The organism is Serratia sp. CY55921 (assembly GCF_052167655.1).
Lineage (GTDB): Bacteria > Pseudomonadota > Gammaproteobacteria > Enterobacterales > Enterobacteriaceae > Serratia > Serratia ureilytica.
The window spans coordinates 816,582-836,390 of the sequence record NZ_JBJNMU010000001.1; the positions used below are offsets into that span (position 1 = coordinate 816,582).

At 58.9% G+C, this 19,809-nt stretch carries 19 protein-coding genes; 11 read left to right on the plus strand and 8 right to left on the minus strand.

The features are described 5' to 3' along the window. Positions 1 to 17: 17 nt before the first annotated feature. Positions 18 to 1,223 (minus strand): multidrug efflux MFS transporter MdtH, encoded by a 1,206-nt coding sequence (mdtH, locus tag ACJ8M3_RS03900; RefSeq protein WP_033643370.1) that lies wholly within the window; start codon positions 1,221 to 1,223, stop codon positions 18 to 20. Between the two features lie 346 nt (positions 1,224 to 1,569). Between mdtH and rimJ the strand changes: the two genes are divergently transcribed. The 4 genes from rimJ (at position 1,570) to murJ (ending at position 5,363) form a co-directional block, all read left to right on the plus strand. Beyond that, positions 1,570 to 2,154, plus strand: coding sequence for a ribosomal protein S5-alanine N-acetyltransferase (gene rimJ / locus ACJ8M3_RS03905; RefSeq protein WP_033644290.1), 585 nt, complete (start codon positions 1,570 to 1,572; stop codon positions 2,152 to 2,154). Positions 2,155 to 2,163: 9 nt separating this feature from the next. Then, positions 2,164 to 2,808, plus strand: a complete 645-nt coding sequence (locus ACJ8M3_RS03910; protein ID WP_089197142.1) for a YceH family protein — start codon at positions 2,164 to 2,166, stop codon at positions 2,806 to 2,808. Then, positions 2,801 to 3,721 carry a Gfo/Idh/MocA family protein gene (locus ACJ8M3_RS03915; protein WP_273865275.1) on the plus strand — a complete coding sequence of 307 codons (921 nt, stop codon included), beginning with the start codon at positions 2,801 to 2,803 and terminating at the stop codon, positions 3,719 to 3,721. The genes ACJ8M3_RS03910 and ACJ8M3_RS03915 overlap by 8 nt, the downstream gene beginning before the upstream one ends. 106 nt (positions 3,722 to 3,827) lie before the next feature. Further along, positions 3,828 to 5,363, plus strand: coding sequence for a murein biosynthesis integral membrane protein MurJ (murJ, locus tag ACJ8M3_RS03920; protein ID WP_033643367.1), 1,536 nt, complete (start codon positions 3,828 to 3,830; stop codon positions 5,361 to 5,363). Positions 5,364 to 5,428: 65 nt separating this feature from the next. Here murJ and argS read toward each other — a convergent pair whose 3' ends face one another. Further along, positions 5,429 to 7,159 carry an arginine--tRNA ligase gene (gene argS / locus ACJ8M3_RS03925; protein WP_033650942.1) on the minus strand — a complete coding sequence of 577 codons (1,731 nt, stop codon included), beginning with the start codon at positions 7,157 to 7,159 and terminating at the stop codon, positions 5,429 to 5,431. An 831-nt stretch (positions 7,160 to 7,990) separates the two neighbouring features. On the opposite strand from argS, the gene ACJ8M3_RS03930 reads away from it, so the two are divergent. Continuing rightward, positions 7,991 to 8,557, plus strand: a complete 567-nt coding sequence (locus tag ACJ8M3_RS03930) for a VOC family protein (protein WP_033643364.1) — start codon at positions 7,991 to 7,993, stop codon at positions 8,555 to 8,557. Here the strand turns inward: ACJ8M3_RS03930 and ACJ8M3_RS03935 are convergent. Next, positions 8,554 to 9,702 (minus strand): MalY/PatB family protein, encoded by a 1,149-nt coding sequence (locus ACJ8M3_RS03935; RefSeq protein ID WP_089197140.1) that lies wholly within the window; start codon positions 9,700 to 9,702, stop codon positions 8,554 to 8,556. The two genes, ACJ8M3_RS03930 and ACJ8M3_RS03935, sit on opposite strands and share 4 nt — an antisense overlap. 101 nt (positions 9,703 to 9,803) lie before the next feature. On the opposite strand from ACJ8M3_RS03935, the gene cutC reads away from it, so the two are divergent. The 3 genes from cutC (at position 9,804) to ACJ8M3_RS03950 (ending at position 13,244) form a co-directional block, all read left to right on the plus strand. After that, positions 9,804 to 10,562, plus strand: coding sequence for a copper homeostasis protein CutC (gene cutC / locus ACJ8M3_RS03940; protein ID WP_089197139.1), 759 nt, complete (start codon positions 9,804 to 9,806; stop codon positions 10,560 to 10,562). 430 nt (positions 10,563 to 10,992) lie between these two features. After that, positions 10,993 to 11,397, plus strand: coding sequence for a hypothetical protein (locus ACJ8M3_RS03945; RefSeq protein WP_089197138.1), 405 nt, complete (start codon positions 10,993 to 10,995; stop codon positions 11,395 to 11,397). Next, complete coding sequence (locus ACJ8M3_RS03950) at positions 11,394 to 13,244, plus strand: FKBP-type peptidyl-prolyl cis-trans isomerase N-terminal domain-containing protein (protein WP_089197137.1); 1,851 nt, start codon at positions 11,394 to 11,396, stop codon at positions 13,242 to 13,244. Before ACJ8M3_RS03945 ends, ACJ8M3_RS03950 begins: the two co-directional genes overlap by 4 nt. Before the next feature lie 36 nt (positions 13,245 to 13,280). Here ACJ8M3_RS03950 and cmoB read toward each other — a convergent pair whose 3' ends face one another. The 5 genes from cmoB to ACJ8M3_RS03975 form a co-directional block, all read right to left on the minus strand. Continuing rightward, positions 13,281 to 14,252 carry a tRNA 5-methoxyuridine(34)/uridine 5-oxyacetic acid(34) synthase CmoB gene (gene cmoB, locus ACJ8M3_RS03955; protein ID WP_033643358.1) on the minus strand — a complete coding sequence of 324 codons (972 nt, stop codon included), beginning with the start codon at positions 14,250 to 14,252 and terminating at the stop codon, positions 13,281 to 13,283. Then, entirely contained in the window at positions 14,249 to 14,992 is a 744-nt protein-coding gene (cmoA, locus tag ACJ8M3_RS03960) for a carboxy-S-adenosyl-L-methionine synthase CmoA (RefSeq protein WP_033650946.1), read from the minus strand. Before cmoA ends, cmoB begins: the two co-directional genes overlap by 4 nt. 102 nt (positions 14,993 to 15,094) lie before the next feature. Next, positions 15,095 to 15,490: an MAPEG family protein gene (locus ACJ8M3_RS03965; RefSeq protein ID WP_004932387.1), complete on the minus strand. Its 396-nt coding sequence runs from the start codon at positions 15,488 to 15,490 to the stop codon at positions 15,095 to 15,097. 102 nt (positions 15,491 to 15,592) lie between these two features. Further along, positions 15,593 to 16,408, minus strand: coding sequence for a DUF72 domain-containing protein (locus tag ACJ8M3_RS03970; protein ID WP_089195493.1), 816 nt, complete (start codon positions 16,406 to 16,408; stop codon positions 15,593 to 15,595). A gap of 52 nt (positions 16,409 to 16,460) precedes the next feature. Further along, on the minus strand, positions 16,461 to 17,039 hold the full coding sequence (locus ACJ8M3_RS03975) for a hydrolase (protein ID WP_089197136.1): 579 nt from the start codon (positions 17,037 to 17,039) through the stop codon (positions 16,461 to 16,463). A gap of 254 nt (positions 17,040 to 17,293) precedes the next feature. Here ACJ8M3_RS03975 and ACJ8M3_RS03980 point away from each other — a divergent pair, with 254 nt between their 5' ends. The 3 genes from ACJ8M3_RS03980 (at position 17,294) to nudB (ending at position 19,790) form a co-directional block, all read left to right on the plus strand. Further along, positions 17,294 to 17,485 carry an FmdB family zinc ribbon protein gene (locus ACJ8M3_RS03980; RefSeq protein ID WP_033632845.1) on the plus strand — a complete coding sequence of 64 codons (192 nt, stop codon included), beginning with the start codon at positions 17,294 to 17,296 and terminating at the stop codon, positions 17,483 to 17,485. A 74-nt stretch (positions 17,486 to 17,559) separates the two neighbouring features. Next, the gene (gene aspS, locus ACJ8M3_RS03985; protein ID WP_033643354.1) at positions 17,560 to 19,344 is read left to right on the plus strand and encodes an aspartate--tRNA ligase; all 1,785 of its coding nucleotides are present in this window, start codon (positions 17,560 to 17,562) and stop codon (positions 19,342 to 19,344) included. Beyond that, positions 19,344 to 19,790: a dihydroneopterin triphosphate diphosphatase gene (gene nudB, locus ACJ8M3_RS03990; protein WP_004932373.1), complete on the plus strand. Its 447-nt coding sequence runs from the start codon at positions 19,344 to 19,346 to the stop codon at positions 19,788 to 19,790. The genes aspS and nudB overlap by 1 nt, the downstream gene beginning before the upstream one ends. The last annotated feature ends 19 nt before the right edge of the window (positions 19,791 to 19,809 follow it).

Sequence of the window (19,809 nt, forward strand, 5' to 3'; positions counted from 1 at the left end):
GCCGGATTTCTATGGCGTTAGCCGCCGCGCAGTATCACCGACGCGTTGCGCCGCGGGCTGAATTGCCAGTACAGCGCCAGCAGCGTGGCGAAGCCGACGGCGCCGAGCAGCAGCCAGGGCAGCTCCGGCATGTTCATCATCCGCCCGGTATCGTACATCCAACCGCCGCCGGTATATCCCAACGCACCGCCCAACGCCAGCCCGAGGCGGCTGAAGCCCATGTAGCTGCCGCGCGCCCGCGGATCGGCCAGTGACGCGCTGAGCGTTTCGCGCGCCGGCTCGGCGATGATCGAACCCAGATAGAAACAGCAGATCAGCGTGAACACGCCTTGCAGGCTGCTGGCAAGGCCGATCGGCAGCAGGCTGAGCGTCATCAGCAGCAGGCCCGCCATCAGGCGTTGTTCAAGCCGAAAATGTTTTTCACCCCAACGCGCCAGCGGATAGAGCAGCGACAGCGACAGCGCCGCTTCGATCGCGTACATCCATTTCACCGCCGCCGGTGAGCCGGCAATTTCATTGACCACGATCGGCAGCATCAGCATCACCTGTACCGCCAGCATATAGTAGCCGGTCAGCGTCAGGACATAGGTGAGGAAGCGGCGATCGCGCACGACCCGCAACATGCCTTCTTTCATCGGCACGCGCACGGTGGAGATGCGATAAGCCGGCAGTAACCAGGCGTTCCAGCCGGCGGCCAGCACGAAGATCGCCGCCCCGACCCAGCAGACAAAGTGGAAATCGTATTGCAGCAGCCAACTGCCGATCAGCGCGCCGACTACCGCGCCGGCGCTGTCCTGCATCATCAACAGCGAGAAAAAGCGGCCGCGTTCGTGCGGACGGGTCAGTTTGATCACCAAAGCGGTGCGCGGCGGATCGAACAGCGTGCCGCCGAGGGCGGACAGCGCGCAGGAGAACCACAGGATCCACGGCGCATCGGCCATCGCCATGGTGGCGAAACCGGCGGCGCGCAGCAGCATGCCGGTGACGATCATCGGCTTGGCGCCAAAGCGGTCGGCGACCGCGCCGCCAAAGATGCCGAGCCCTTGTTGCAGCAACTGACGCAAACCCAGCGCGATGCCGACGATCAGCGCCGCCCATCCCAGCTGATCGACGAAGCGGATCGAAATAAGCGGGAACACGACAAAGAAGCCTAAAACCACCAGCAGGTTGTCGAGCAACAGAAAATATTTACCCAAGCTGCGCGCTTGCGACACCAGAGACATGCATCACCATGAGCAATTAAGAGAGAGGGGGAAGGCAACTCCACCATTCTCTACCCAATTGGCGGACGGCGACAGGGGCGGAGTAGATAATATTTTTTTATCGTCAAGGTGTTACCTGAACTGCAAAATTGGCGGAAAAACGCCGTAAAACGCGTATTCGGCGATTTACTGAGCGGCCGGTATTTTACCTCGGGGGCGGCCTACGGTTATATTGAATGCAAGGGAGCGCGGTTCTGAGGCGCTATTGGCAACATAAAGTCATGGCCTCAGATCGGCGTCGGATAATTATCCACGACGCTTCCTAATAAATACTTCTTATCGAACCGTTTTGACCGCGGGGGAAATGATGTTCGGCTACCGCTCTGCATCGCCAAAAGTACGTCTTACTACCGACCGGATGGTGGTCCGTTTAGTGCATGAACGGGACGCCTATCGTCTGGCGGACTATTATGCCGAGAACCGGACCTTTCTCAAACCCTGGGAGCCGGTGCGCGATGAAAGCCATTGTTATCCGTCCGGCTGGCAGGCGCGCCTGGGGATGATCGCTGAAATGCAAAAGCAGGGCAGCGCCTACTATTTTATCCTGCTCGATCCGGAAGAGCAGGAAGTCCGCGGCGTGGCGAACTTCAGCAACGTGTTGCGCGGTTCGTTTCACGCCTGTTTCCTCGGTTATTCGCTGGGGGAGAAATGGCAGGGGCAGGGGTTGATGTTCGAAGCCTTGCAGTCCGCCATCCGCTATATGCTGCGCCAACAGCGCATGCACCGCATCATGGCCAACTATATGCCGCATAACCAGCGCAGCGGCGCATTGCTGACGCGTCTGGGATTCGAACGCGAAGGTTACGCCAAAGATTACCTGCTGATCGACGGCAAGTGGCAAGACCACGTTTTGACGGCATACACCAATAAAGAGTGGCTACCCCCACGTTGAGGCCAAACGATGAAATATGAATTGAACGCCAAAGAGGCCCGGGTCATCGGCTGCCTGTTGGAAAAACAGGTGACGACGCCGGACCAATACCCGCTTTCGCTTAACGCCATTACCCTGGCGTGTAACCAAAAGACCAACCGCGAGCCGGTGATGGATCTGAGTGAAAGCGAGGTGCAGCAACTCCTCGATCTGTTGCTGCGCAAACATTTCCTGCGCACCCTCAGCGGGTTCGGCAATCGGGTCGTGAAATACGAGCAGCGGTTTTGCAATTCCGAGTTTGGCCAGCTGAAGCTCTCTCCCGCCGAACTGGCGGTGATCGCCACTTTACTGCTGCGCGGCGCGCAAACGCCGGGCGAGCTGCGCACGCGCACCAACCGAATGCACGAGTTCAGCGATGTCAGCGAGGTCGAACAGGTGCTGCAGCAGTTGACCACGCGCGAAGACGGCCCGTTCGTGGTGCGCCTGGCGCGCGAGCCGGGCAAGCGCGAAAGCCGCTTCATGCATCTGTTCAGCGGGCCAATCGATGAGGCGCCGCCGGCGCTCGAGTCGGAGATCGACGGTGAATTGAGCGCCAGGGTCAGCGCGTTGGAAAACGACGTGGCGGAGCTGAAACGGCAGGTGCAGCAACTGTTGGCGAGGGAAACGCATGAGTAAATTGCGCGTGGGCGTGGTGGGGCTGGGCAGCATCGCGCAGAAGGCCTACCTGCCGATCCTCAGTCAGGCGGCGGACTGGACGCTGGTGGGCGGCTTCTCGCCTAATCAACAGAAAGCGCAGCCGCTGTGCGACAGCTACCGCATGGCCTGTTTCCCTCGGCTGGACAGCTTGGCCGAACAGTGCGATGCGGTCTTTGTCCACAGCAGCACCGCCAGCCATTTTTCGGTCATTGGCGAGCTGCTTAACCGTGGCGTACATGTTTACGTCGATAAGCCGCTGGCGGAAACGCTGGAGCAGGGCGAGCAGTTGCTTGAGCTGGCCGAGCGGCGAGGCAAAACGCTGATGGTGGGGTTCAACCGCCGTTTCGCGCCGCTTTACCGGCAGCTCAAACAGCAAATGAACCAGCCGGCCTCCATTCGCATGGACAAGCATCGGGCGGACAGCGTCGGCCCTCACGATCTGCGTTTTACCCTGTTGGATGATTACCTGCACGTGGTGGACACCGCCCTGTGGCTGGCGGGCGGAGGCGAGCAACTGCTGAGCGGCAGCGTGCGCGCCAACGCTGCAGGCGAGATGCTGTACGCCGAGCATCACTTCGCCTGTGGCGATACGCTGGTGACGACCAGTATGCATCGCCGCGGCGGCAGCCAGCGCGAAAGCGTGCAGGCGGTGACAGACGGCGCGCGGTATCAGTTGACCGATATGCGCCACTGGCTGCGCGAAGATGCGCAGGGCGAGTTGGAACAGCCGGTGCCGGGTTGGCAAAGCACGCTGGTGCAACGCGGTTTCGACGGGGCGGTGCGGCATTTCCTCTGCGCCGTCGCCAATCAGAGCGCGCCGGAAACCGGCGGCGAGCAGGCGTTGGTTGCGCAGCGGGTGGTCGAGCGTTTGTTACGCGATAACTCTATGTAACATATGGCGGTAGCTATTCTTTTCCGGATGCGTAAACTGAGCCGATTGTTTCACTGACGCCTGCTGTTGCAGGCGTTGATATTTACGGTACCTATCAGACAACCACATGAACCTACTCAAATCATTGGCTGCCGTCAGCTCGATGACGATGTTTTCGCGGGTGTTGGGCTTTGCCCGCGATGCGATCGTCGCGCGCGTGTTCGGGGCCGGCATGGCAACGGACGCCTTCTTCGTGGCGTTCAAACTTCCTAACCTGCTGCGTCGTATCTTTGCCGAAGGCGCATTTTCGCAGGCTTTCGTGCCGATCCTGGCGGAATATAAGAGCCAGCAGGGCGAGGAAGCGACGCGCACCTTTATCGCCTATGTCTCCGGGCTGTTGACGTTGGTGCTGGCGGTGGTGACGGTGCTGGGGATGCTGGCCGCACCCTGGGTGATCTATATTACTGCGCCGGGCTTTACCGATACGCCCGACAAGTTTGCGCTGACGTCGGCGCTGCTGCGCATTACCTTCCCCTATATTCTATTGATTTCGCTGGCCTCGCTGGTGGGGGCGATCCTCAATACCTGGAACCGTTTCTCGATCCCGGCCTTTGCGCCAACGCTGCTTAACGTCAGCATGATCGGCTTCGCGCTGTTCGCCGCGCCGTATTTCCACCCGCCGGTGCTGGCGCTGGCGTGGGCGGTGGTGGTCGGCGGCGTGCTGCAACTGGGCTATCAGCTGCCGCACCTGCGCAAGATCGGCATGCTGGTGCTGCCGCGCATCAAATTGGGTGACGCCGGGGTCTGGCGGGTGATGCGCCAGATGGGGCCGGCGATCCTTGGGGTGTCGGTCAGCCAGATCTCGCTGATCATCAACACGATCTTCGCATCGTTCCTGGTGTCCGGCTCGGTGTCCTGGATGTACTATGCCGACCGCCTGATGGAGTTTCCTTCCGGCGTGCTGGGCGTGGCATTGGGCACCATCCTGCTGCCGTCGCTGGCCAAAAGCTTCTCGAGCGGCAACCACGACGAGTATTCGCGCCTGATGGATTGGGGGCTGCGCCTGTGCTTCCTGCTGGCGCTGCCGAGCGCCATCGCGCTGGGTATTTTGGCCAAACCGTTGACCGTCTCGCTGTTCCAGTACGGCAAGTTCAGCGCCTTTGACGCGGCGATGACGCAACGCGCGCTGGTGGCTTACTCGGTGGGGCTGATGGGGCTGATCGTGGTTAAGGTGCTGGCGCCGGGCTTTTATTCGCGTCAGGACATCAAAACGCCGGTCAAGATCGCCATCATTACGCTGATCATGACGCAGGTGATGAACCTGGCGTTTATCGGTCCGCTGAAGCATGCCGGCCTGGCGCTGTCGATCGGTTTGGCAGCCTGCCTGAACGCCGCGCTGCTGTATTGGCAGCTGCGCAAGCAGAAAATCTTCCAGCCACAGCCGGGTTGGGCGCTGTTCCTCACCAAGCTGGTGATTGCCGTGCTGGTGATGTCGGCCGTGCTGATTGGCTTGATGTGGCTGATGCCGGCCTGGGATCAGGGCAACATGCTGGAGCGTTTGCTGCGCTTGGCGGCGGTGGTGGTGGCCGGTGTGGTAGCCTACTTCGGCGTGCTGGCCGGGTTGGGTTTCCGCCCGCGTGATTTCGCGCGCCGGGTCGTCTGAGCCGAGTGAAAGCGTAAAAAAAAAGGTCGCCACGGCGACCTTTTTGCTTTTCTGCGCGGCGCGGTTTACATGCGCTCGACGGTTTCGATGCCCAGCGTATCCAGGCCGGTTTTCAGCGTTTTGGCGGTCAGCAGCGCCAGCTTCAGGCGGCTCTGACGGGCTTCTTCGCTGTCGGCGTTGAGGATCTGGCAGTGCTCGTAGAAGCCGGAGAACAAGCCGGCCAGATCGTACAGGTAGCTGCACATGACGTGCGGCGTGCCTTCACGCGCGACGGCGGTGAGCACCTCTTCGAACTGCAGCAGGCGAGTGGCCAGCGCAATTTCACGCTCTTCGGTCAGGGTCAGCGGCAGCGTCAGGCTGCTTTCGTCGATCCCGGCGCGTTTGAATACCGATGCCACACGGGTATAGGCGTATTGCATGTAAGGCGCGGTATTGCCTTCGAAGGCCAGCATGTTATCCCAGTCGAAAACATAGTCGGTGGTGCGGCTTTTCGACAGATCGGCGTATTTCACCGCGCCGATACCGACCACGCGAGCGATGGTCTTCATTTCGTCTTCCGGCATGTCCGGGTTTTTGCCGGCGATCAACTGTTCGGCGCGTTCGATGGCTTCATCCAGCAGATCGGAGAGCTTCACGGTGCCGCCTGAGCGGGTTTTGAACGGCTTGCCGTCTTTGCCCAGCATCATGCCGAACATGTGATGTTCCAGCGAGACGGACTCCGGCACATAACCGGCTTTGCGCACGATGGTCCAGGCCTGCATCAGGTGCTGATGCTGGCGGGAATCGATGTAATACAGCACGCGATTGGCGCCCAGGGTCTCGTAGCGATACTTGGCGCAGGCGATATCGGTGGTGGTATAGAGGTAGCCGCCATCCTTTTTCTGGATGATGACGCCCATCGGGTCGCCGTCCTTGTTCTGGTATTCGTCGAGGAACACCACGGTGGCGCCTTCGCTTTCCACCGCCAGCCCTTTGGCTTTCAGATCGGCGACGATGCCCGGCAGCATCGCGTTATACAGGCTTTCGCCCATCACGTCGTCTTCGGTCAGCGTGACGTTCAGGCGGTTATAGGTCAGCTGGTTTTGCGCCATGGTGATGTCGACCAGCTTGCGCCACATTTTCAGGCAGTATTGATCGCCGCCCTGCAGCTTCACGACGTAAGCGCGTGCGCGCTCGGCGAACTCGGCGTCTTCATCGTAATGCTTCTTGGCTTCGCGGTAGAACTGCTCGAGATCGGACAAGCCCATATCGCTGGCGTTTTCATTCTGCATTTTTTCCAGGTAGGCAATCAGCATGCCGAACTGGGTGCCCCAGTCGCCGACGTGGTTGGCGCGGATCACTTTATGGCCCAGAAACTCCTGAGTACGCGCTGCGGCGTCGCCGATGATGGTGGAGCGCAGGTGGCCGACGTGCATTTCTTTCGCCACGTTCGGCGCGGAATAGTCGATAACGATGGTTTGCGGTTCAACCGGCGCAATGCCCAATTTCGGTGCGTTCAGCACCTGGTCGGCCTGGCGGGCGACCCAGTCGCTGTTCAGGAAGATATTGATGAAGCCGGGGCCGGCGATTTCCACTTTACTGGCGACGTCGCCGAGATCCAGCAGTTGCACCACTTTTTCCGCCAGCTGACGGGGCGGCATGCCCAGCTTTTTGGCGACTGACATCACGCCGTTGGCCTGGTAATCACCAAACTGCGCCTTGGCGGATGGGCGGACCTGCGCTTCGCAATCCGCTGGCGCGCCAGCGGCGATCAGCGCCTGGCTGACTTTATCTGAAAGAAGAACCTGAATATTCACCGGGTTACCTTAATGACGAACGAGGGGCCGAAACCAGCCCCCGAGGGATTCAACGGTGGTGGCCAACGGCGCGCGGGCGGCGGCGACCTCCACAAAACAGCCTGCAATTGTAACCGATCTGAGGGAGCCCGTCAGCAGTTGGCGCGACCGCAGCGATGAAACATTCTCGGATGCGGTGCGCAGTTAGCTGGGAAAGGAAAGAGGGTCCGTAAGGATAAAGTGAGGTATAAAATAAACAGCTCAGTGTTTTTTGTGGCGACGGCCTGAATCCAAAGTGTTTCCACTGTGTGACTTTAAATGACGGTAGATGGCATAGATGGCAACAATAATTAGCACCAAGGATATCGTCAATAACAGCATAATGATGTCTCTAGTTTGATTTTTACCAAAATAACGTAGTTGTAGGCATAGAATCAATTGCCTGACTATAAATTAAGATAATCCTTAGGTTTTTGTGTTTTTGTTTTGGTTTATTTGTTTGATTTTAATTGTTTTTTTTGTTTTTGGTGGCGATTTTTTAATGATGCGATTTCCTATTTTCAAGCAAAGAATGGTCGATATTTAAAAGAAATAAACATGAAATATATCGTAAATGATATCTTCATGTGAGAATGCAGTATTAATATGAGAAAGTTCCTGTTTTAATTTCAATTGTTGTTTGATAAGTTGACGGGTTAATAGTGTCTAAGTTTTCCATATGTTTAACGATTACATCGTTTACGCATTATTTTCACCGGGGTTTGGTGTATACATGCCTGCCACTCTGGCGAGCGCCGTCGCCACCGTGTAAATTACGGCCTTTAACTTTGCGCTCGTTGTTTTGAGGTTTCTATGACCAATCCCTTGCAGGCCATTGCCGAGCTTGACGATCTGAGGCTCGACCTGCCGCGTTTCGAGCAGGCGTTGCAACAATTCGCCGCCAGATTGCAGCTTGACCTGTCCTCGTTTACCGCCGATCACATTTCCTTGCGCTGTCACCAGAACGCGACCGCCGAACGCTGGCGCCAGGGATTGATGCAGTGCGGGACACTGTTGTCCGAATCGATGATCAACGGGCGGCCTATCTGTCTGTTTGATTTACAGCAGCCGCTGGCCGTGGGGCCGTGGCGGATAGATTGCGTCGAGCTGCCGTATCCCGGGGAGAAACGGTATCCGCATGAAGGGTGGGAACATGTCGAGCTAGTGCTGAGCGGCGATCCGCAGACGTTGCACGCCCGCGCGCTGAGCCATCTCGCTGATGAAGCGTTGCTGGCGCCGGGGATCAAACTGAAGCAAAGCTCGCCAAAAGGCGAGGGCGAGCGGTTGCCGAACCCGACGCTGGCCATCACCGATGGAACGGTCACGATCAAGTTTCATCCTTACTCCATTCGGGACATTGTCGCCAGCGAGCAAGGCTAGTCGAACAGCGTGGCGCAGGCCCGCGCCATGCGATCGAGCGCTTCATCGAGCAGAGCCCGCCGGCAACCGAAGTTCAGTCGTACAAAGCGCCGATCGCCGAAATCCAAACCGGCGCTTAATCCAACGCCCGCGCGCTCGAAGAACTGATGCGGATTGTCCACCGGCAACGCGCCGCAGTCGATCCAGGCCAAATAGGTGGCTTCAATCGGCAACAACTTCAATCCCGGCATGGCGTTGATGCGTTCTGTCACCCGATCGCGATTGGCGCGCAGATAAATCAACTGCTCGTCCAGCCAGGGTTGCCCGTATTGATAGGCCGCCTGGGCGGCGACCAGCGCCAGCAGATTGACCTCCGGCACGATGCCGCTGCGCGCACGTTTCAGCTTTTGTCGCAGCGCCTCATTAGGGACGATCGCCATCGAGGCGCCCAGCCCGGCGAGATTAAACGCCTTTGACGGCGACATCAGCGTTACGCTGCGCTGGGCCGCGTCTTCGCTCAGGGTGGCGAAAGGAATATGCCGTGCGCCGGGTTCAAGCAGCAATTCGCAGTGGATTTCATCCGAACAGACGATTAAATCGTGCTCGCGGGCGAACTGATGGTGCTGCGACAGCTCTTCTCGACGATAAACGGTGCCTCCGGGATTTTGCGGGTTGCACAGCAGCAGGAGCTTCTCATTGCCGCTGAGCTGCCCATGCAGCGCGGAAAAATCCAGCACCCAACGTTGGCCTGTTGCCGCCAGCGGTACCGAGAGGTGCTTGCGCCCGGCGAATTTGGCCGCTTTGCGAAATGGCGGATAAATGGCGCTGGGCGCGAGCGTGCTCTGATGGTCTTCGGTGAAGGCGCGCACGCACAGATTCAGGCCGCACACCAGGCCGGGCAGGAAAAGGATCCATTCAGGCTTGATGTGCCAGCGGTAGCGCTCTACCATGCGGCGGGTAAAAACCTCAAGAAGATCGGGGGATGGGTGCGTGTAGCCGAACACGCCGTGCGCCACGCGCCGCTGCAAGGCGTCGATGACCGCCGGCGGGGAGGCGAAGTCGCTGTCGGCGACCCACAGCGGAATGATGTCGCGGTCGCGATATTTATCCCACTTAACGCTGTCACTGTGACTGCGGTCTACCCATTGATCAAAATTGAATGCCATAGTTACAACCCTGAGCCGGTTTATGCCTAAGCATGAGCCTACGTGAGAAATGAAGAAATGAACAATTGCCGCCGTATGTTGGCCGTTATCTGGGGGTGACAATGATAAAACTGGAAGTTTGTTGCTTTAGCGTCGACTGCGCGCTAACGGCCGAACGGGCGGGCGCCAATCGTATCGAGTTATGCGCCAGCCAGAGCGAGGGCGGATTGACGCCGAGTTATGGCACGCTGCGTTTGGCGCGGGAACGGGTTTCGATTCCGGTTCATCCGATCGTACGCCCTCGCGGTGGCGATTTCTGTTATGGCGCGGTGGATTTCGAGGTGATCAAGCAGGATATCCGCCAGATCCGCGAGTTGGGATTCCCCGGCGTGGTCGTCGGCATGCTGGACGAAGAAGGGCATATCGATCTGCCGCGCATGCGCGAGGTAATGGCGTTGTGCGAGGGGATGGCCGTCACGTTCCATCGCGCATTCGACATGTGCCAAAACCCGATGGTGGCGCTGGAGCAACTGACCGACCTGGGCGTGGCGCGCATTCTGACTTCCGGTCAACAGCAGAGCGCCGAACTGGGCCTGCCGCTGTTGCGTGATTTGCGTCAGGCCAGCCAGGGCCCGGTGATCATGGCGGGCGCCGGTGTGCGTCTGAGCAATTTGCACAAGTTTGTCGATATCGGCCTGCATGAATTGCACAGCTCTTCCGGCCATCTGGTGCCATCGACCATGCGTTATCGCAAGGCGGGGGTCACCATGTGTTCCGATAACGAGTTTGACGAATTTAGCCATTATTGCGTGGATGGCGAAATGGTGGAGGCGATGAAAAACGCGCTGGCCTTGGTTGACCCCTTGGCGCAAAGCGCATAAACACGCAGCTAACCGAGTTTGATAACCGGTTTCCGGGCCGTAAGACCCCTTTGCGTGTCGCTGAGCCTTCGGCGATCACGCAAGTACCAGGCCCCGGCGTTTTGCCGGGGCTTTTTTTATGCCTTGTTAAGACACTGGCCCATTCCTGCACTGTTGCTCGCTCGGTCAGGCGCCATCTCTTCTCTTGCGCTCGTCATGCCCTACTGATAAGTTTGTGAGTTAAAATCCTTTAAATATCATAATATTAAATGATTTTTTGGTATGTATTTGCGTGGTGAATGATTTGCGCTCTGCCGCTCATTATCGCGTCTGCATTTTATACCTGTTCACCGCCGGTTTTTATGGCCGGAACATCACAGCACCAATGAGGAGAGCCGTCGGCGCAGCCACAGAGCACATCGACGGCGGACTTTACAAGGAGATAACGATAATGACCCGAACGGCACACTGTTGGACCGCTGCGCTTTTGCTGACCTTGGCCCTGACCGGCTGCCAGACCACCAAGCGGCCTGTTTCTACCTTAAGTAAGCCCCCCAGCGCAGAAGAAATTGCGGAGCAAGACAAACGGCAACGTGAGGCCGAACGCATGCAGCAGTGCCAGCGCGAGCTGGATGCCATGCGCGGCATGGATAACGAAAAATACCAAAAATTCAAACGCGAATTCGATGCTTTGATGGGCGGCGCCGCGCAGTATGCCGGGGTGCGTCAGCGGGTCAACACGGGGACGCAGGAAACCGTTGACGCCCTGTATCGTTATCGCACCAGCCGTCTGTGCGCAGACATCAGTTCTGCCATGATGACCGGTCTGGCTGAGCGTGGAGAGCGCACCCAATGACCCCGCGTGCGAGAAAGGCGTTACTGAGCCTGATGATACCGCTGGCGTTTGCGCCGGCGGTGGCCGCTGCGGATGACGATGTGCCGGCGTTATTGCAGTTTGCCGAGCGCTACCAGCGGCAGGATGCACCGGCCGCGGAGGCTGATGCCGCCGTCACGCAACCCCAGGCCCCCCAGAAGTCGGCATCCCGCCAGGTTCAAACGCGTGAGGCGACGGCGAAGAAGCAGCAGCTGGCGCAGTGGCAAAAGGCGCTGCGCGAGAAAGATGCCCGACTGGAGCAACAGCAGGCTTCCATTCAATCACTGCAGCAGGAGCTGACCGCGTTGCGCGTCGCGTCTTCCCTGGCGGCTGCCGATAAACCGGCTCCGGCGCCCGATCTGAGCGCGTTGAGCGACTTTGCCAGCGGCGTGCGACAGGCGCTGAACCTGACGCCGCAGGAGCGTAAGGCTCAGGCGCAAATCGCCGAGGCGCAAGCGGCGTTAGCGCGGCAAAAGCAGCAAACCGAGGAGCGGGATCGACGCATCGCATCGCTGGAGCAACGGTTGGCGGCGTTGCCAAAACAGTCTGATAACGCGCAGCAACAGGTTTGGCAGGAGAAACTGGCGGCGGCGCAGGCTGCCAACGATAAAGCGCGCCAGCGTTATGAACAGGACCGAAAAGCGGCCGCCGCTGAACTGGAACAGCAGAAGGCCGAAGCCGCCAAAGCGCTCGGCGTACTGCAACAACAACTGACGCAGTTGCAAAAAGAGCAGGAAAGCCAACGCCAGCAGGGTGGGCAGCAAGAGAAAAACCTGAAGGCGGCGCTGGAGCAACAAAAGGCCGAGGCCGCCAAAGCGGCGGGCGAACTTCAACAGCAGTTGGCAGCGCTGCAAAAAGAGCGTGATGACCAACGCCAGCAGGCCGAGCAGCAAGAGAAAAACCTGAAGATGGCGCTGGAGCAACAAAAGATCGAGGCCGCCAAAGCGGCGGGTGAACTTCAGCTGCAGCTGGCGCAGCTGCAGGAAAAAAACAAGACGCAAACCGAACAAGCTAAAGCGTTGGAACAACGTTTGGCGGTGGTAACGGCGGAAAGCGCGCAGGCTGCGCAGCAACGGGATAAAGCGGCGCAACAGGCAGATAAAACGGCGACGGAGCTGGCGGCCGCGCATCAGGCGCAGCAAGCCTTGCGTGAGGAACTGGACGGGCTGAGATCGCGGGCCAAATGGCTGCCGGATAGGCAAGCGCTGAAGAAAAAGCCGGAGCAACAGAGCTATGCCGCCGGTGTCGCTTTGGGGCGCGATATTCAAACGATGCTGGCGGAACGTAAAAATTGGGGTATCACGCCCGACAAAACCGCGCTGCTGGCGGGCGTGATCGATACCTTCAACGGCCATTACCAGTTGAGCGATGCGCAGTTGACCAGCGCACTGGCGGAGTCGGAAAAAGCGGTGAACGACGCCAGAAACCAGGCGGCGAAGACGCAGGCCAGCAAAGGTGAGGCGTTCGTTGCCGAGTTCCAAAAGAAGAAGGGCACGCAGAAGTCGCCTTCCGGTTTCTGGTATCGCATCGATTATGCGGGTGATGAAGCCATTACGGAAAACGCGCGGGTGGATATCGTGGTGAAAGAAAGTTTAACCGACGGTCGCGTGATTCAGGATATGGATCGCAGTGGGAAGGTGATGTCCCAGCCGCTCTCCGCCTATCCGCCGTTGTTCCGCGAGGCTATCGGCCATCTGAAAAATCACGGCTCGCTGACGATGGTGGTGCCGCCGGCGTTGGCGTACGGTGAAACTGGCTATGCGCCGCAGATCCCGCCAAACGCGACGATGGTTTATGAACTGCGGATTGTCGATGTCAGTAACGGGTGAAGGCGGGCCGGCGCAGGCCGGCCCGATTAGCGTGCGCTAGGGCTTTTTGGCGGTCAGCACGGCGCGCAGCGGCGCCGGATAGCCTTCGACCGTTTTGCTGCGATCGTTCGGATCGAGGAATTCGGCCAACGATTCGCTGGTCATCCAGTCAGTGCGTCGCTGCTCTTCGAGGCTGGTGACGCACATATCGGCGATCTTCACGTCGACAAAGCCGCACTTCTCCAGCCAGCATTTCAGCGCTTCGGCGGAAGGGATGAAATACACGTTGCGCATCTGCGCATAACGATCGCCCGGCACCAGCACCTGGTGACGGTCGCCCTCCACCACCAGCGTTTCCAGCACCAGCTCACCTTCAGCCACCAGCTGATTTTTCAACTGATAGAGATGATCGAGCGGCGAGCGGCGATGATACAGCACCCCCATCGAGAACACGGTGTCGAACGCCGCCAGATCCGGCAACTGCTCGATGCCGAGCGGCAGCAGATGGGCGCGCTGATCGCCGCCCAACAGTTTGCGCACGGCTTCAAACTGGCACAGGAACAGCTGCATCGGATCGATACCCACGGCGAAGTGTGCGCCGGCGCCAATCATGCGCCACAGGTGATAGCCGCTGCCACAGCCGACGTCGAGAATGGTGCGGCCGGCCAGCGGAGAAATGTGCGGCAGTACGCGATCCCATTTCCAGTCGGAATGCCATTCGGTATCGATATCGATGCCATACAGCGAGAAGGGCCCTTTGCGCCACGGCATCAGGGTGCGCAGCATTTTCTCGATGCCTTCAAGCTGGCCCGGCGACAGCCCCGGCTCCATCTCGGCGCGCACGCCGTGCAGCAGATCGAGACGGGTGGGAGTCAGCGTCGGCAAATGCTCTACCGAGTTGAACCACTGCTTGAATTTGCCGTGCAGCGATTCGCGCTGCCAGGCGCTCAGCTGAGCGGGCAGCGTATCCAGCCAGTGGCTGAGGGGGCTCTTGGCAATCCGCTGATAGAAGTCACCAAACTCGATCATTGCGCATCCCCCGCTTTCAGAGCGATCAATGAACCGAAGTTGAAGCACTGGAACCACACTTCGGCATGCTCGAATCCGGCCTGTTGCAGACGCGCCTTGTGCGCTTCCACCGAGTCGGTCAGCATCACGTTTTCCAGCATGCTGCGTTTTTGGCTGATCTCCAGCTCGCTGTACCCGTTGGCGCGCTTGAAATCGTGGTGCATGTTAAACAGCAGCTCGCCGACTTCGGCGTCTTCAAAGCTGAACTTTTCCGACAGCACCAGTGCGCCGCCCGGGCGCAGGCCACGATAAATTTTTTCCAGTAGGCGCAGGCGATCGGCCGGTTCGAGGAACTGCAGCGTAAAGTTCAGCACCACCATCGAGGCGTCTTCGATGTCGATGTCGCGAATATCGGCTTCGATGACGTCGACCGGCGTGTCGGCGCGGAAGGCGTCGATATGGCGGCGGCAACGTTCCACCATCGCCGGCGAATTGTCGACGGCGACGATAGTGCAGCCGGGCACCCTGATATTCCGCCGCATCGACAGCGTCGCCGCGCCCAGCGAGCAGCCCAGGTCATACACCCGGCTGTCGGGTTGCACAAAACGTTCGGCCAGCATGCCGATCATCGAGATGATGTTGGAATAGCCGGGAACGGAGCGTTGGATCATGTCGGGAAACACTTCGGCGACGCGTTCGTCGAAGGTCCAGTCGCCCAGTTTGGCGATGGGGGCTGAGAAAAGAGTATCGCGGTTTGGCATAGCGGCAAATCAGTTCAGAATTCGAAGCTGCGTAGTCTAACAGAAAAGCGTAAAAAAGCGGAGCGGAAGCAGGCGGCGCGGCCGCCTGATGATAAAACGGGATCAATGCAAGCTGAAAATCAGATCCCAGGGCAGATAGAAGATATTTGCCAGAACCATCAACAACAAAGAGATGTAGGTCGCGGCCATGCCCGAACGACGCCAGCGAACCTCGCGGTTGCGCAAACCGTAGTAATGCACCAGTCGCCCGGCCATCAGCATCAGGCCGCAAAGGTGGATCATCCAGATTTCCGCGCCGTTCATTTCCATAATCACCAGCAATACAGCAGCGATAGGAATGTATTCAACGGCGTTGCCATGCACGCGGATGGCGGTCTGCAATTCGTAAAAACCGCCGTCGCCGTAGGCTACGCGGTACTGCATCCTTAATCTGACAACGTCATAAGAGAGTTTGATCAACAACAATGCGCCGAGCACCACATAAAGCGCGCTTACCATTTTTAACTCCGTTCCCTAACCAAAACTGGCAGCCAGCATCATAGCCGTCATTGTATTCACTGTCGCGGGGAAATATTTGATGTTATTGGTCAGATTAATAGGTCAAAACAGTGCATCTTGCTCTGGCCAGTCCGGCGGCGCAGGCAAATCGGGGATCGCCCGGCGCAGCTGCTGCCAAATTTTTTGCGCTTGCTGGGGCGAATCGCCGTTGTCCGGCGTATGAATAAACAGATACGGTTGATGCTGTTGCTGCCACAGCGGCAGTTTTTGCTGCCAGGCTTCGAACCAGCGCAGGTTGTCGGCCAATTGGTCGCCGCCGATAAAACGCACCAGCGGTTGGTCGGCGGTGACCAGCGCGTGCACCGGCAGCTTCGGTTTTTTCTGCTGGGCATCGCGCACGGCGGCGGTATGGGGGGCGGCGTGATGCACCGGGCGGCTGTCGAGGATCACCCGATTGATGCCGCGCTGATGCAGCCCCTGATTCAACGCGCGCTCTTCCTCCCCTTTGGCGAAAAATGCCGGATGACGCACTTCGACGCCGTAAGTGAACTCCTGCGGCAGGCTTTCGAAGAACTGCCACATGCGCGGCAGCTCATCGGGGCCGAAGGCGGCGGGCAACTGCAGCCACAGTTGGCCGATACGTTGATGCACCGGGCTCAGGCAGTGGTAAAACGCCTGCAGCTCGGCGGCGCAGTTGCGCAGGGCGGCCTTATGGCTGATGTCCGACGGGAATTTGAAGCAAAAGCGAAAATCGTCGCCGGTCATGTCGCGCCAGCGCTGCACGATTTCCAGCTTCGGCAGCGCATAGAAGGTGGTGTTGCCCTCCACGCAGTTGAAGTAGCGGCTGTAATCCGCCAAGTCGCGCAGCCCGATACGGTTCCAGGCTGCATGTTGCCACTGTGGCAGTCCGATGTAGATCACGGCTTGTCTTCCTTTACTTGTGCTTGGCTTATCAGGCTACAACTTAACGTTACCGGTCGAGCGCGGCAAGAATTTCGCCGGTGTCGCGCACCCGCGCCAAACGCGGGAAGATGTGTTCGAACGCGAAACGGTGCATTTCCGCGTTCTGCGCGCTGCAGACGTCTTCGGCGATCACCAGCTCATAGCCGTGTTCCCAGGCGGCGCGGGCGGTGGATTCCACGCCGATATTGGTGGATATGCCGCCCAAGACTACGGATTTGATGCCGCGACGGCGCAGCTGCAAGTCCAGATCGGTGCCGTAGAAGGCGCCCCATTGGCGCTTGGTGATCAGAATATCGCTGTCGCAGACCGCCAGCGGCGCGGGGAACTCCCACCAGGTGGCCGGCAAACCGCCGGCGGGCGCGGGAGCCGGTTTATCCACCGGTTGTTTCAGCGCCTCGGCGAAGGAGTCTGACCAACCGACTCGCACCAACAGCACCGGCGCGTCCAGCATGCGAAAACGCGCGGCCAGCAGGGCGGCGTTCGCCACCACCTGGTCGGCGCCGTGCGGGCCGCCGGCGTAGGGCAGAATGCCGTTTTGCAAATCGATCAGCACCAGAGCGGTGGTTTGGGCGTCAAGTTTCAGCATGGATTTCATCTCGTTGCGAAGTGGATAAAAACTGTTCGGCGCGTCGGGCGAGCTGCGTTCGGCGCAAAACCGGGGGAGAATCAGGCTACGTGAAAAAACTGTCGCAGGTTAATGGGAAATTTGTTAACCGATGTGTTGATTCGAACAAAAACGCGCCATTTAGTGCAGTAACAATGCTGTGTTCGCACTTATCGGGCGGATGAATTTCCTTTATAATGACTCCCTTTTTTCAACACTCTTTAATCCAACGACCTATGCCGATTTATGAATATGCATGTGGTGCTTGCAACCATCGGTTAGAGAAATTGCAAAAATTTTCCGATGCGCCGCTGGCAGACTGCCCGGCGTGTGGGCAGCCCGCGTTGACCAAGTTGATTTCATCTTCCGGTTTCCAGCTTAAGGGCACCGGCTGGTATGCGACGGATTTTAAACCGGGTAACAAGTAGAATTTATCAGATAACAGCCGCGCGACAGGGGCGCACTAGCCCGGCGCGGCATCGGCTGTGTAAAAGGATAGCGTATGCGTACTGAATATTGCGGGCAGTTGAATCTGTCCCACGTGGGCCAGGAAGTCACTCTGTGTGGTTGGGTCAATCGTCGTCGCGATCTCGGCGGCCTGATCTTTATTGATATGCGCGACCGCGAAGGCATCGTGCAGGTGTTCTTCGATCCGGACGAGAAAGTGGCGTTCGACAAGGCCTACGACCTGCGCAATGAGTTCTGCATCCAGATCGTCGGCACCGTGCGTGCGCGTCCGGACAGCCAGATCAATAAAGATATGGCCACCGGCGAAGTGGAAGTGTTTGCCCACGCGCTCGAGATCATCAACCGCTCCGAGCCGCTGCCGCTGGACTCCAACCAGGTCAACAGCGAAGAAGCGCGCCTGAAATACCGCTACCTGGATCTGCGCCGCCCGGAAATGGCCGAGCGTCTGAAGACCCGCGCCAAAATCACCAGCTTCGTGCGCCGCTTCATGGACAGCCACGGCTTCCTCGACATCGAAACGCCGATGCTGACCAAAGCGACGCCGGAAGGCGCCCGCGATTACCTGGTGCCGAGCCGCGTGCACAAGGGCAAATTCTACGCGCTGCCGCAGTCTCCGCAGCTGTTTAAACAGCTGCTGATGATGTCCGGCTTCGATCGTTACTATCAGATCGTCAAATGCTTCCGTGACGAAGACCTGCGTGCGGACCGTCAGCCTGAATTTACCCAGATCGACGTCGAAACCTCCTTCATGACCGCCGACCAGGTGCGTGAAGTGATGGAGAAACTGGCGCGTGAACTGTGGCTGGACGTGAAGGGCGTGGATCTGGGCGATTTCCCGGTCATGACCTTCGCCGAAGCGATGCGTCGCTTTGGTTCCGATAAGCCGGACCTGCGTAACCCGCTGGAGCTGGTGGACGTGGCAGACCTGGTCAAGGACGTCGAGTTCAAAGTGTTCTCCGGCCCGGCCAACGACGCCAAAGGTCGTGTGGCGGCGATCCGCGTACCGGGCGGCGCACAGCTGACCCGCAAGCAGATCGACGAGTACGGCGCTTTCGTCAACATCTACGGCGCGAAAGGCCTGGCCTGGCTGAAGGTCAACGACCGCGCCGCCGGCATGGAAGGCGTGCAGAGCCCGATCGCCAAATTCCTCAGCGCGGAAGTGCTGGAAGCTGTCCTGGCGCGTACCGACGCGCAGACCGGTGACATCCTGTTCTTCGGCGCAGACAGCTTCAAGATTGTCACCGATGCGATGGGCGCACTGCGCCTGAAGCTGGGGCGCGATCTGGGGCTGACCCAACTCGACAGCTGGGCGCCGCTGTGGGTGGTCGACTTCCCGATGTTCGAAGAAGACGAAGAGGGCGGCCTGGCGGCGATGCACCACCCGTTCACCTCGCCGCGCGACATGAGCCCGGAAGAGCTGGCCGCAGCGCCGGTCAACGCTATCGCCAACGCTTATGACATGGTCATCAACGGTTACGAAGTGGGCGGCGGTTCGGTGCGTATTCACCGCAGCGAAATGCAGCAGACGGTATTCAGCATTCTGGGCATCGACGAACACGAACAGCGCGAGAAGTTCGGCTTCCTGCTGGACGCGCTGAAGTACGGCACGCCGCCGCACGCCGGCCTGGCCTTCGGCCTGGACCGTCTGGTGATGCTGCTGACCGGCACCGACAATATCCGCGACGTGATCGCCTTCCCGAAAACCACCGCGGCGGCCTGTCTGATGACCGACGCCCCGAGCTTCGCCAACCCGGCGTCGCTGCAGGAGCTGGCGATCAGCGTGGTAAAGAAAGCCGGTGCGGAACAAGAGAGCGAGTGATGAGTTATAAGCGCCCTGAATCTATCCTGGTAGTGATTTACGCGAAATCCAGTGGTCGGGTGCTGATGTTACAGCGGCGCGACGATACCGAGTTCTGGCAGTCGGTTACCGGCAGTCTGGAGCAGGATGAGTCGCCGCCGCATGCCGCGCGGCGTGAAGTCATGGAAGAAGTCGGCATCGATATCGAAGCAGAGCACCTGCCGTTGTTCGATTGCCAACGCTGCGTGGAGTTTGAACTCTTTGTCCATTTGCGACATCGCTATGCGCCGGGAACCACGCGCAATAAAGAGCACTGGTTCTGTCTGGCGTTGCCCGAGGAGCGCGATCCGGTGATTACCGAGCATCACGCTTACCAATGGCTTGAGGCGGCTGAGGCCGTGAAGTTGACCAAGTCGTGGAGCAATCAGCAGGCGATTGAAGAGTTCGTGATCAATTCAGTCCAGTAGTTTTTTTCGGAGATTTTTT